At 54.7% G+C, this 12,510-nt stretch carries 11 protein-coding genes; 6 read left to right on the plus strand and 5 right to left on the minus strand.

The window, feature by feature from the left end:
- Position 1: 1 nt before the first annotated feature.
- Together F1E05_RS08325 and F1E05_RS08330 are read right to left on the minus strand one after the other, a co-directional pair.
- Positions 2–1,318, minus strand: a complete 1,317-nt coding sequence (locus F1E05_RS08325) for a M16 family metallopeptidase (RefSeq protein ID WP_150047853.1) — start codon at positions 1,316–1,318, stop codon at positions 2–4.
- Entirely contained in the window at positions 1,308–2,693 is a 1,386-nt protein-coding gene (locus F1E05_RS08330) for a M16 family metallopeptidase (protein ID WP_190303283.1), read from the minus strand. The genes F1E05_RS08325 and F1E05_RS08330 overlap by 11 nt, the downstream gene beginning before the upstream one ends.
- Positions 2,694–2,796: 103 nt before the next feature.
- Between F1E05_RS08330 and cyoE the strand changes: the two genes are divergently transcribed.
- The 4 genes from cyoE to F1E05_RS08350 all read left to right on the plus strand — a co-directional run bounded on the left by cyoE (position 2,797) and on the right by F1E05_RS08350 (position 6,009).
- Positions 2,797–3,705, plus strand: a complete 909-nt coding sequence (gene cyoE / locus F1E05_RS08335) for a heme o synthase (protein ID WP_150047854.1) — start codon at positions 2,797–2,799, stop codon at positions 3,703–3,705.
- Positions 3,686–4,687: a glycosyl transferase family protein gene (locus F1E05_RS08340; protein ID WP_150047855.1), complete on the plus strand. Its 1,002-nt coding sequence runs from the start codon at positions 3,686–3,688 to the stop codon at positions 4,685–4,687. Before cyoE ends, F1E05_RS08340 begins: the two co-directional genes overlap by 20 nt.
- A gap of 167 nt (positions 4,688–4,854) precedes the next feature.
- Positions 4,855–5,448, plus strand: a complete 594-nt coding sequence (locus F1E05_RS08345) for a transglycosylase SLT domain-containing protein (protein ID WP_150047856.1) — start codon at positions 4,855–4,857, stop codon at positions 5,446–5,448.
- A gap of 144 nt (positions 5,449–5,592) precedes the next feature.
- On the plus strand, positions 5,593–6,009 hold the full coding sequence (locus F1E05_RS08350; protein ID WP_150047857.1) for an FKBP-type peptidyl-prolyl cis-trans isomerase: 417 nt from the start codon (positions 5,593–5,595) through the stop codon (positions 6,007–6,009).
- Between the two features lie 44 nt (positions 6,010–6,053).
- On the opposite strand, the gene F1E05_RS08355 is transcribed toward F1E05_RS08350, so the two are convergent.
- Positions 6,054–6,668: an OmpA family protein gene (locus tag F1E05_RS08355; RefSeq protein ID WP_150047858.1), complete on the minus strand. Its 615-nt coding sequence runs from the start codon at positions 6,666–6,668 to the stop codon at positions 6,054–6,056.
- Complete coding sequence (locus F1E05_RS08360) at positions 6,665–7,114, minus strand: FecR family protein (protein ID WP_150047859.1); 450 nt, start codon at positions 7,112–7,114, stop codon at positions 6,665–6,667. The genes F1E05_RS08355 and F1E05_RS08360 overlap by 4 nt, the downstream gene beginning before the upstream one ends.
- A gap of 153 nt (positions 7,115–7,267) precedes the next feature.
- Between F1E05_RS08360 and F1E05_RS08365 the strand changes: the two genes are divergently transcribed.
- Both F1E05_RS08365 and F1E05_RS08370 read left to right on the plus strand, forming a co-directional pair.
- Entirely contained in the window at positions 7,268–9,487 is a 2,220-nt protein-coding gene (locus F1E05_RS08365) for an HD domain-containing phosphohydrolase (RefSeq protein WP_232056824.1), read from the plus strand.
- Between the two features lie 67 nt (positions 9,488–9,554).
- Positions 9,555–11,693, plus strand: coding sequence for a CHASE2 domain-containing protein (locus F1E05_RS08370; RefSeq protein ID WP_150047860.1), 2,139 nt, complete (start codon positions 9,555–9,557; stop codon positions 11,691–11,693).
- 51 nt (positions 11,694–11,744) lie between these two features.
- On the opposite strand, the gene F1E05_RS08375 is transcribed toward F1E05_RS08370, so the two are convergent.
- Positions 11,745–12,386, minus strand: coding sequence for a hypothetical protein (locus F1E05_RS08375; protein ID WP_150047861.1), 642 nt, complete (start codon positions 12,384–12,386; stop codon positions 11,745–11,747).
- Positions 12,387–12,510 lie beyond the last annotated feature (124 nt).

Below are 12,510 nucleotides of genomic sequence, written 5' to 3' on the forward strand. Positions count from 1 at the left end.
ATTAATGCGTTTTCGTTGCGCCGGCGCTGTTGCCTACCGTGACGGTTTGCAACCACTCCGGGCGAATCCGGCGCTGAAACGCGTCTTTGATTTGCTCCAACGTCACCGCCTCCACTTTGGCTGGGAAGGTATCCAGGTAATCCAGAGGTTGTTGGTAAAATCCTATCATTGTCACGTATTCGGTCAGTTTGCTGTTGTTGTCGGTACGCAAGGCAAAACCGCCGGTGATGTTTTTCTTGGCGGCTTCAAGTTCGGCGGCGCTAGGACCGTTCTCGATAAAGTCTTTCAAGGTTTGGTCCATCACGGCTATCGCTTGCGCAGTTTGGTCGTTGCGGGTTTGCAAACTCATCACAAACGGGCCTTTGCGAAACAGCGGTACGAATTGGCTGGAAGCGCTGTACGCCAGACCGCGTTTTTCCCGAACTTCGTCGAACAAGCGCGAGACCAAGCTGCCGCCGCCTAATATGTAATTGCCGACATAAAGCGTGAAATAATCCGGATCTTTACGCTCCACCCCCGGCAGGCCGGACAATACATGGGTTTGGCTGGACGGAAATTCGATGTGTTGCATGCCGGCTTTAGCAGGCATTTCCACCGGCGGCAGTTCCGTGGGTTTTTCGCCGACCGGTAGACCGGACATCAGCTGTTCGGCAATCCGTTGGGCTTGGTCTTTTTGCATGTCGCCGACGATGACCACGATAGCATTGGCTGCCACGTAATAGCGGCGGTGAAACTGTTTCAAGTCGTCGGTAGTGAAACCGGCCACAGTTTCCACCATGCCTTCTTCCGGATGCGCATAGGGGTGGTCATGGTACAGTGCCTTGCCGAAAGCGATTTGCGCCAGTGCGCCGGGCGATTCCTCGCGGTGTTTCAATGCGGCCAGCATGCGGCTTTGCTCGCGTTGAAAATCGGCCTCGCTGAAACGCGGTTGGGTCAACAGCGTTTGGAAAGTGGAAAGGGCTTTTTCCAGCAAAGGTTTTTCGGTCAAGCTGCGCAAAGACAGCCACCCCGTGTCTTCGGATACGCCGGCGTCGAAGGCCGCTCCCACCGATTCCAGCCGGCCGGCGATTTGATCGGCGTCCCATTCGCCGGCGCCGGTATCCAGCATGGCCGAAGTCATCGCCGCCAAGCCGAATTGGTCGCCGTCGCGCGCGCTACCGGCATCGAAGGTTACGCGGATGTCTACCATCGGTAGACTGGGGGTGGGCACGAAATAAACCCGGCTGCCTTGCGAGGTTTGCCAGTGTTGAATGTCGACGCCGGCGTGCGTGATCGGGCCGATCAACATCAAACACAGGGCATATAAGTTAAAACGCATGGCGACCTCCTGCTGTCTTGTTCGGTTTTGCCGTTTCGTTGATGGGTTGCGGATCGAGATAGGCGACCGTCAGGCTGTCTTCGATCAGGTATTTTCGGGCAACCGCTCTCACTTGTTCCGCCGTCACTTGGTTGATTTTTTGCACGTATTCGTCGGCTTTTTGCCAACCCAGGCCGACGGTTTCCAATAGACCCAGTTGCATGGCTTGATAGAAATTGGAGTCTTTTTGGAACACGTCGTTGGCCGCGACTTGGGCTTTAACGCGCTGCAACTCGTCGGGGGTGACCAGATCGTTCTGCAATTGCGCCACTTCGTCCTTCAAGGCGTATTCCAGGTCGAACACACTTTTGCCGTCCGCCGGGGTGCCTTCCAGCAAGAACAAATCCTGCAACCGGGAGGTCATGTCGTAATCGGCATTGGCCGAAACGGCCAGTTGCTTGCCGCGAATCAAGCGGGAGGACAGACGGGCGCTATTGCCGCCGTCCAGGATGCCGGCCAACACTTCCAATGCGTAAGCTTCCCATTCCGGCCTAGCGGTTTTCAATACCGGAACTTTGTATCCCATCATCACGTAAGGCAACTGGGCCGGGGCTTTGACGGTGAGCTTGCGCGGACCGACTTGCGGGATTTCGTCCTGCGGTTTTGCAGGTTGAATTTCGCTCGGTTTCAAGCCGCCGAAATGCCGGGTCGCCAACCCGATTACGTCGTCGGCTTGCACGTCGCCGACCACCACCAAGGTGGCGTTATTGGGGGCATACCACTTTTGGTACCAGGCTTGCAGGTCTTCGATCTTGTACCGGGCGATGTCCGACGGCCAGCCGATCACCGGATTCTGGTAGGGGCTGTTGGTGAAGGCGACCGCCGCGAATTGTTCATGGGTTTTGGCGCGCGGTTTGTCGTCGGTCCGCATCCGGCGTTCTTCGGTGACGACTTGCAGTTCCTTTTCCAGTTCCTCGGCTTTCAAATCCAGGTTGCGCATGCGGTCGGCTTCCAGCTTGAAACTGATTTCCAAGCGGGATTTTTCCAAGGTTTGGAAATAAGCGGTGTAATCGGCGCCGGTAAATGCGTTTTCCTGGCCGCCATTTTCGGCGACGATGCGGGAAAACTCTCCGGCCGGGTAGTCTTTGGTACCTTTGAACATCATGTGTTCCAGCATGTGCGAGATACCGGTTATCCCGCCGGGTTCGTAACTGCTGCCGACTTTGTACCAGACTTGGGAGACTACCACCGGTGCGCGATGGTCTTCTCTAACCAGTATTTTCAGTCCGTTTTCCAGCGTATGTTCGTAGACTGTGCCGCTTTGCGCCTCAGCCGTCGACAGGGGGCTTAGCAGCATCAATGCTGTCATCCCCGGGGTTAGCCATTCCAGTTTCATAACTCCCTCGTTTCCAAAAAATTGAGCGCCTGTGACGATTTTAATTATCAAAGGTTCACTGTTATTCTATAGCTTTAAAGCTTCGTAAACTATTCGTAACCGAATGACAGACAAAAGCGTGACCTTATCTTGGCGAAATTATTACGAACTCTGTAAACCCAGGGTGGTGGCGTTGATCGTGTTTACCGCAATCGTCGGCATGTTGCTGGCCGTGCCCGGTTTTCCGCCTCTGGGCAATTTCGTATACGGCACCCTGGGCATCGCCTTGGCGGCGGCTTCGGCGGCGGCGATCAATCATTTCATCGATCGGAAAGCCGATGCGCAAATGGCCCGTACCAAGCACAGGCCTTTGCCGTCCGGTGAGTTGAGCTCAAAACATGTGTTGATTTTCGCCGGCGTCATCGGTACGTTGGCCATGGCGCTGTTGATCGTCAAAATCAATGCGTTGACTGCGTTTTTGACGTTTTTGTCGTTGATCGGTTACGCAGTGATTTACACGGTTTATCTGAAAAAAATGACCCCGCAAAACATCGTGATCGGCGGCATCGCCGGTGCTGCGCCGCCACTTTTGGGCTGGACGGCGATTACCGGGCAGATCCATCCGCACGCGTTGTTGCTGGTCTTGATTATCTTCGTCTGGACGCCGCCGCATTTTTGGGCTCTGGCTATCGCCCGCCGCGACGAATACGCCAAAGTGGCGATTCCGATGTTGCCGGTGACTCACGGCGTGGAATTCACCCGGTTGCAAATCCTGCTGTACACCATTTTGCTGTTGATCAGTACCTTGTTGCCGTATTTGACCGGCATGAGCGGATTGTTGTACTTGCTGGCCGCCATATCGTTGAGCATCGGTTTTTTGTACTTTGCGGTACAGTTGATTCGTAAGAAGGACGATAAAACCGCGATGCGCACCTTCGGTTATTCCATCATTTATCTGATGCTGATTTTTGCGGCGTTGTTAATCGATCACTATTTCCCTTTATCCATCCGTCATGACGCTAACCCAAGCTGAACACCCGTTTGCCGAATTCATCAAAATCTTGGGCAAGGGTAAAAAAGGCGCCCGCCCGTTAACCCAAGACGAAGCCTATCGGGCCATGACGATGATTTTGGCCGACGAAGTGTTGCCGATACAGCTGGGCGCTTTTTTGATGTTGATGCGGGTCAAAGAGGAAACCTGCGAGGAATTGGCCGGCTTTGTGACGGCGGTGCGTGAATGCTTGCAATTCACCCCAAGCATTCAGGTAGACCTGGATTGGTCGTCCTATGCCGGTAAACGCCGCCACTTGCCCTGGTTTTTGCTATCTACGTTGCTGTTGGCCGAAAACGGGATCAAGGTATTCATGCACGGTGCCGGCGGCCATACCCAAGGTCGGGTCTATACCGAAAAGGCGTTGGAGAGTTTGGGCATTGCCGCCGCCGAATCCTTGCAGCAGGCCGAGCAGCAACTGGTAGCGCGCAATTTCAGTTATTTATCGCTGGAACATATCTGCCGGCCGCTGTTCGACATGATCAACCTGCGGCCGACCATGGGGCTGCGTTCCCCGGTGCATACGTTGGTGCGTTTGTTGAATCCCTTGGCTGCCAGCCACAGCATTCAGGGTATTTTCCACCCCGGTTACCGGCAAGTGCATCAACACGCCGCGTTGCTGCTGGGTGAGAAAGACATGGCGGTGTTGAAAGGCGAGGGTGGTGAAACCGAACGCAACCCGGATGTGGACTGTTTGGTCCAAAGCGTCGCGGCCGGAGAACTGTCGGACGAGACTTGGCCGGCCATGTTCCCCCGCCGGCATATGAAAGAGGACGAACTGGATCCGCAACGCATGCTGGCGCTGTGGCGCGGCGATTGGCAGGACGAATATGCCGAGGCCAGTGTGATCGGCACATTGGCGATAGCGCTGAAGTTGTTGCAAAAAGCTGCATCGCAGGACGAGGCGCACGCGCTGGCGAATACGTACTGGCATTCCCGGTCGCGAGGGTATTTAGGCGTATGAGTGCGGCGGCGAATTTTAATCCGCCCGATCCGTTTGTCGCCGCCTAAGTAAAATCGCCGAAATTTTTTGCCAGGTTTTCAGTCCGAGACAGAGGCTCGCTTTAGCGTTCAGGCCCGCCCATTTCAGGGTGCGCGCTCGGGCCCTGGTTTAGCAGGAGTAACCGTGCTGTGAGGCTATTTCCATTGTACGTTTGCGCGCTGGCCGCGCTTGTTCCGGCATGCGCCACCTTGCCGCCTAAAAACACCAACGACCTCTGCCAGATTTTTCGCGAGAAAGACGACTGGTATCAGGCCAGTCTGGCGGCGTCGCAACGTTGGGGTGTACCTATCGCGGTGCAGATGTCGATCATGCACCAAGAATCCCGCTTCGTATCCGACGCCCAACCGCCGCGACCGACCATTTTGGGTTTTATTCCCTGGTTTCGTTCCAGTAGCGCTTACGGCTATCCGCAAGCCAAAGACGAAACCTGGTCGGATTATCAACGGCAAAGCGGTAACTATTGGGCGGACAGAGAGGATTTTGCCGATAGTTGCGATTTCGTTGCCTGGTATTGTGCGACTACGCATCGGGTCTTGAACATACCGATTTCCGATGCGCGCAATTTATATTTGGCCTATCACGAGGGCCTTACCGGTTACCGGCGCGGTACCTACCAGGCGAAAAACTGGTTGTTGAGCACGGCGCAAAAAGTCGACCAACGCGCTTGGCGCTACGACAAGCAGTTGGCTGCATGCAGACAGGAGCTGGAAACGGAAAATTGATAAACTTAGACAGGAATCGCGCCAAGTTCGGCCGGTTACCGCTATATCCAACCATTCGATAACCATACGTTCAGGGAGGTCACTTTGAACAGCACCAAAAAACGCGTCCTCGCAACCCTTTTTGCTTTTTTTACAGGATTTATCATGTTTTCCATGGCTAACGCCACCCCCGAAGAAAACAAAGCCGCCGGCGAGAAGTTCTTAACAGAAAACGCTCAAAACCCCGAAGTCAAAACCACGGGTAGCGGTTTGCAGTACTTAGTGCTGACTGAAGGCAACGGCGCTTCGCCTAAAGCGACCGATAACGTGACGGTGCATTACAAAGGTACTACCATCGATGGCAAGGAGTTCGACAGTTCCTATAGTCACGGCGGGCCGGCCACTTTTCCGCTGAATCGAGTGATACCCGGCTGGACAGAAGGTTTGCAATTGATGAAAGAAGGCGCCAAATACCGGTTATTCATTCCAGCCAATCTGGCTTACGGCGAACGCGGCGCGGGCCGGGCTATTGGGCCTAATTCCGCTTTGATTTTTGACGTGGAGCTGTTAAAGGTCAATTGATGTCGCTGTAGCTGCGGCCGGCGTAAACCGGCCGCATCGTTTGCTTAACGCACCGTCACTTCGACCCGGCGATTTTTCGGTTCGTCGGTGTTGTCGGGGGTGGCAATCAACAGATTTTTTTCCCCGTGCGATTCTATGCTGATTTTGTCGGTGTCCGGCAGGGTCTCGGTAAACAAAGTCGCAATCGCTTCGGCGCGCTGCAAACTCAGTGCCGCGTTTAGTTTTTCATCGCCCACGGTATCGGTATGACCGACGACCGAGATATCGGGTACCGGGCGCCGTTTGATTTCCGCGATGATTTTTGGGACGTCGGCAGCGGATTCCGGCGTCAATTGCGTGCTGCCGCCTTCGAAATACAAATAATAAGACAAGGGTTTCTGCGGGCTGGAAGCCAAGGCGGAACCGAAATCCTGCTGAATCCGGGCTTGGCTTACCGCGTAAACTTGACCCGCTGAGCCGGATAAATCCGCGCCTTCCAGGTTTTTTTCCAAAACCGTGCTGCCTTGGTTGTTGGTGACGCTGACTTTGCCCAGGCTGCCGTCTTCGTCCGCCAGCAACACTACGTACGACTGTGAACAAGCGTTCAGGATCGGCAGCAGCGAGGCGGCGAACAACGCGCGCCAACGCGTTTGCTTGAACGACGCATTTTTGCTCATCATTCGCCCTCCGTTTTGACTAAAAAGCGGGTACCTCTGACTCCGATCACCCCGGTAGGCGTTTTAACCGACACGGCTTCCGGTTTGAGTTTGGCGATAACGCCGGAAATGTAATGCAAAGTGCCTTTGGCCAAGCGCGCGACTAATTTCAGCTCGCCGTTCGCCGGCGCATACAAATATTCGTCTACGGTGACTTCGGTATCCGGGCCGAAGGACATCACCGTATTGTCTTTGAAGGTGATGCCCAAGCTGCCGTCTTTACCCGTTTTCAATACATTGCCCAAATACAACGAGGCTCCCGGCTTGGCGGCGACGCTAGTGGCGGCGGACGTGATCGTCGCTTCGCCTTCGACGATTTTGACGAAACCGATAATAGTTTGATCCGCTTGTGCGGTTGCGAATAGCGCATTTGCGCACAGAGCAAGCGGTATCGCTAGCTTCCTAATCATTCCTACCCTCCTGTAAAGGGAAAATGTCATTAACTGTACCGGATCGGTTCGGTTCGCCTTTAAAATCAATTACAGTCGACGGTTAAGCGGACTATTGTCTACACTAAGGCCTTCAGCCATGCAAACACGCAACAAAAACACTAGAGTCTTTCAGTGAATTCAGCCGGATTATCAGAAACCGCCGTCACCCTAATCAACGGAAGGCTGTTGGTGTGGGCGGATGCCGACACCGGCCTAGCCTTGTGTCGCGACCTCGCCGCATTGCTTGGCAATTGCGGTCTTGAGCTAGTCACCGACCGGAACCTAATCGAATCCTCGCTAGCCCGATACCCGGCCGATGTGCTGTTGATCGATACCGATGGCTTGGGCGATGGACTCGAGCCGGCCTTGCAGCGCATCCGGGGAATTTATCCCGCCGAAGCCTTGACGATCGTGCTCGTCGGGAATCCGGGCACGGTCGATTGCGACTCGCTATTGAGTCTAGGCGCTATCGATTGTTTATACAAGCCGGTGAGCCGTGCCGAGCTGGGGCTAAGGCTAGCCAACATTCTGAGTTCTCTAAATCGGCTGAAAGCCGAGCGAACGGCACGGCAGGACTTGGAGCGGGAAATTCAAGCGCGTACCGCCAAGCTCAATCTGTTGATCGATAGCGGTTTGATGATGGGTATGGAACGTAGCCGCGCCAAGTTGTTACAGCATATTTTGCGCGAGGGGCAAAAATTGCTGCATTGCGACGGTGCGACCATGTATTGGGTTACGCCGCAAGGCAATTTGAAGTTTGCCGAGCGCACCCGTACCGATTGTTTGCCGGTCAATGAATTGCCCCTATACCGCGCCGATTCCGGCAGTCCTAATGACAATTACGTCGCTATCTATGCGGCGGTGCATAACAAACCGGTCATCATCGACGACGTGTACCGGGAAACCCGCTTCGACTGCAGCGGTACTCGGGATTTCGATACGCAAAGCGGCTACCGGACCGTATCGTTATTGACCGTGCCGATGGCGCCGCGCAACGGTGCGGTGATAGGGGTATTGCAGTTCATCAACGCTTTGGATCCGGGTAGCGGGGCAGTCATACCGTTTCCGGTAGACGTGGTCGAATTGGTGGAAGCCTTGGCCGCTCAGGCTGCGGTTGCCTTAGACAATTTGCAATTGATTCAAAGTCAAAAAGATACCACGGAAAGCATCATACAAGTCCTGGCCGCGGCTTTGGATACCAAGAGTCCGCATACCGGCCATCATTGCGTGCGGGTACCGGATTTGGCGATCATGCTGGCCAAGGCGGCATGCCGGGAAAGCAGCGGTCCTTTGGCGGATTTCGATTTCAGCAACGAAGACCAGTGGCTGGAGTTTCGGGTAGGGGCGTGGCTGCACGACTGCGGCAAAGTAACTACGCCGGAATACGTGATAGAAAAAGCCACCAAATTGGATATGTTGTACAACCGCATTCACGAAGTCAGGATGCGGTTCGAAGTGTTGTTGCGCGATGCGCAGATCGAACGTTTGGAAAATCTGGCGAACGGCATGCCGAGCGGCGACGCGGACGATCGATACCGGATGCGGAAAACTCAGTTGTTCGACGACTTTGCCTTCATTGCCGAATGCAACAAAGGCCAGGAAAGCATGCAAGACGCCGATTGCGACAGAATCCGCGCCATTGCGGCAAACAGCTGGTTGCGTTATTTCGACGACACCTTAGGCTTGTCCGAAGACGAAGACCAGCGCTTGCGCGGTAAACCCAAGCCGCCGTTGCCGGTCAGCGAACGCTTATTGGCCGATAAGGCAGCGCATATCGTGCCGCGCGCCGCCTGGCAAACGCCCGATCCGGCCTTGGAAATCAAAATGCAGGTGCCGGAGAATTTGTTCAACTACGGCGAAATTTATAATCTGACGATACAAAAAGGCACATTGACGGCGGAAGACCGCTATAAAATCAACGAGCACATCATCGAAACCATTAAATTGCTGGAAAAAATTCCGTTTCCCGACTTTTTGAAGCGTGTGCCCGAATACGCGAGCACCCACCACGAAACCTTGGACGGTAAAGGCTATCCGCGCAAGTTGACCGAGCGGCAGCTGTCTATTCCGGCCCGGATCATGGCGATAGCCGATATTTTCGAAGCCATCACGGCGTCGGACAGGCCGTATAAGCGTCCCTACAAATTGTCGCAAGCTTTGAAAATCATGTGCGATATGAAAAACAACCGGCATATTGACGCGACGTTGTTCGAACTGTTCTTAACCTCGGGCGTGTACCTGGAGTTTGCCCGCAAGTATCTCTATCCGGAGCAGATAGACGCCGTGGACATCGGTCAATTTTTGAGTGCCTCGGTCGAATCGGTTTGCGGCGCCGGCTCGTCAGACCGATAACGGCAAACATCCGGCGTTGCGCGCAATCAATCGCATTGGCTCTGCGAACCGATGAAAGCGAGGCGCTATGTTGAATAATCGCTCGCCGAGCGGCTTGTCCGGCTACCTGCCGGTGGCGGCTATTGCCGTCGCCGGGTTGATGCTATGCTTGACCGATCCCATCGCTCTGCAATTGCTGCGTAATGCTACTTTTGACCAGTTTCAGCGCTGGCAACCGCGCGCCGCAACGGAGAGTCCGGTTCGGGTCGTGGATATAGACGACGAAAGCTTGAGCAGGCTGGGCCAATGGCCATGGCCGCGCACGCTGATTGCCGATTTGTTGCTGCGCTTGCAAAACGCGGAACCGGCTTGCATTTCGTTCGACATGATATTTGCTGAACCGGACCGTACCTCGCCGGTTAACATGAAGCGCTTATGGCGTTTGGACGACGCGGTCGGCCCGTGGCTGGATAGCTTGCCGGATCACGATAGCGTGTTGGCGCAGGCGGTCAAACGGGGACGGGTCAGTCTGGGTTTTGCATTGCAAGCGGACGGCGGCGAACACGATCGCTTGCTTTCCAAGGCGCGCTTCGTGTTCCTGGGTGCTCCGCAATTTTTCAAGATGCCAAGCTACGGGCATTCGATAAGTTCTCTGCCGGCATTGCAAAATGCGGCGGACGGCAACGGGACCTTGAGTGTGACGGCGGACGCCGACGGTGTGATCAGGAGGCTGCCGATATTGATGGTCTACCAAAACAAGCCGGTGCCTTCTTTGGCGGCGGAAAGCCTGAGGGTGATGCAGGCCGGGCAAAATTTTACCCTGGATACCCGTAGCGATAACGGCTCCGGTTTGGCCTTGTTAAAAGTCGGACGCATTTCCGTACCGGTTAACGAGCAAGGCGAAGTTTGGCTGCATTTTTCCGCCCATGCCGGTGCCGGACATCTTCCAGCTTGGAAAATTCTGCAAGGGCAGGTTGCGGCCGACGAGTTGGCCGGTAAGTTGATCTTGATCGGTACCTCGGCCCAAGGCCTGATGGATATGCGCTTCAGCCCGCTGGGAAAAGTCATAGCCGGCATAGACATGCATGCGCAAGTCTTGGAGCAAATTTTAGCCGGCCAGCATTTGCTGAGGCCGGCTTGGGCTGCCTCGCTGGAAGCCGTTGTGCTGGTGATCGGTAGCCTGACCGTCGGCGCGCTGGCGTTAAGCCATGCCGCACTGACGTCTTTCCTATTGTTTGTGCTGGCGCTGGCGGCCTTGTGGCTTGCAGCCTGGCGGGCCTACGCCGATTGGCATTATTTAATCGATCCCATGGTGCCTAGTCTAGTTGCGGCGGCGGCCTTCCTGTTGGGCAGCATGTTTCGCCACATCTACAGCGAACGCCGGCAACGCTGGCTGAAGCGAGCCTTCTCCCGTTACATCTCGCCGAATCTAGTAGAGCATTTGGTCAGGCATCCCGAAGCGTTGGAGTTAGGCGGACGCAGACAAATTTGCAGCTTCGTGTTCACCGACCTAGTCGATTTTACCGGCTTGATGGAACATCTGGACCCGTCCGACGCGGTCAGTTTATTGAACGATTACCTGGAAAACATGATCGCGATTGCGTTTCGCCATCAAGGAACTTTGGATCGCATCGTCGGCGATGCAGTGGCTATCATGTTTTCCGCGCCGGTTTCTCAGGCGGATCACAGTTGCCGAGCTATCGCTTGCGCGTTGGACATGCAGCGTTTCGCCAACGAATATTGCGAACAATTGCGCGCGCGCGGTATCGAATTCGGCCGCACGCGCATCGGGGTTCACAGCGGTGAAGTTATCGTCGGAAACTTCGGCGGCAAGACCATATTCGATTACCGGGCGTTGGGCGATGCGGTAAATACCGCGTCGCGCTTGGAAGGCGCGAACAAGTATTTAGGGACTTTGATTTGCGTATCGGAAGTGACTTTGGCTGGCTGTCCCGGCCAGCTCGCGCGGCCAATCGGCCGTATTTTGCTGAAGGGCAAAACCCTTCCTTTGGCAGTATTCGAACTATTGGCGGCAGAGCAGGCCGATGAGTTTCGCCTGGCGGAATATCTGGCCGCCTACGCATTGCTGCAACAGCAGGACCCTGCCGCCGAACAGGCATTTCGCGCCATTTTGCGAAATGCTCCGGAAGACAAATTAGCGACGTTTCACCTGCATCGGCTGCAAGCCGGCCGATTGGGCGATTTGATTGAGTTGGAAAATAAATAGCGCTACCTGGCTCATCCGCTATAGCCGGCAGGATGGATGACCGGGAGTTGCTTAATCCAGTCGTTGCGCGCTTAACTTACTGGCGCCCGAAATCATGATTTGAGTCGGTACCGACACGGCTTGACCTTCAATTTGGGTCAGCAAACCGATATTAACCGCCCCTGTCACAGTTGCACTGATTTTGCTGGGGCAACCGTCGGTAGCGTCCAGTTTAGCGTTGCCGAAGATTGATAATTCGCCGGAGTTTATGCTGTAAGAGCTGCCCTCGCTTGCCGAGAAATTGGCAGTAGTAAAGAATTGCGAGGTTTTGTAAACCCCTTTTTTGGAGGTACGGACTTGGTTGATGAATAGATTGAAGCTATCGGAGACCGTGACGATTTCGGTAGTGTTAGCTGTATCGTACACCACCAATTGTGCGGTTCCGGTATCGCAGTCGTCTATGCGTAATGCCAATATCGTGGTGTTTGCGATGGCCTCGAAGGGGGATTTATCTTGCGCAATATTTACTAAGCTGCTTTGGGATTGCGATACTTTTAGTACTTTGATGTTTTCAGTGTCCGATGGGTTTTCTATTAATGTCTTCAAATTCAATTTGGCCTTGTAGTAAACCGATTCGGCTTGAGCCGCACCGACTTGGGCGATGCCTGCGATTAGGCTTAGTGCGGTAAGAGTGTGTTTGAAGTTATTGCTCATGATAGGCTCCGTTGTCTGTTTGAGTCGGTCGTTTCAGATTCGGTACCCGATGCGTCCCTTGCGGGGCTGAACTTTTCGGGCCGGGGTGGGCGTGAATGATAGTTAGCCGGTTAAGGCTGCGCTA

It is taken from the genome of Methylomonas rhizoryzae (assembly GCF_008632455.1).
Lineage (GTDB): Bacteria > Pseudomonadota > Gammaproteobacteria > Methylococcales > Methylomonadaceae > Methylomonas > Methylomonas rhizoryzae.

What these genes read in the sequence shown, in the direction of transcription:
- F1E05_RS08325 (WP_150047853.1), bottom strand. Translation starts at nt 1,318, where the DNA reads ATGCGTTTTAACTTATATGCCCTGTGTTTGATGTTGATCGGCCCGATC.
- F1E05_RS08330 (WP_190303283.1), bottom strand. Translation starts at nt 2,693, where the DNA reads ATGAAACTGGAATGGCTAACCCCGGGGATGACAGCATTGATGCTGCTA.
- cyoE (WP_150047854.1), top strand. Translation starts at nt 2,797, where the DNA reads ATGACAGACAAAAGCGTGACCTTATCTTGGCGAAATTATTACGAACTC.
- F1E05_RS08340 (WP_150047855.1), top strand. Translation starts at nt 3,686, where the DNA reads ATGACGCTAACCCAAGCTGAACACCCGTTTGCCGAATTCATCAAAATC.
- F1E05_RS08350 (WP_150047857.1), top strand. Translation starts at nt 5,593, where the DNA reads ATGTTTTCCATGGCTAACGCCACCCCCGAAGAAAACAAAGCCGCCGGC.
- F1E05_RS08355 (WP_150047858.1), bottom strand. Translation starts at nt 6,668, where the DNA reads ATGATGAGCAAAAATGCGTCGTTCAAGCAAACGCGTTGGCGCGCGTTG.
- F1E05_RS08360 (WP_150047859.1), bottom strand. Translation starts at nt 7,114, where the DNA reads ATGATTAGGAAGCTAGCGATACCGCTTGCTCTGTGCGCAAATGCGCTA.
- F1E05_RS08370 (WP_150047860.1), top strand. Translation starts at nt 9,555, where the DNA reads ATGTTGAATAATCGCTCGCCGAGCGGCTTGTCCGGCTACCTGCCGGTG.
- F1E05_RS08375 (WP_150047861.1), bottom strand. Translation starts at nt 12,386, where the DNA reads ATGAGCAATAACTTCAAACACACTCTTACCGCACTAAGCCTAATCGCA.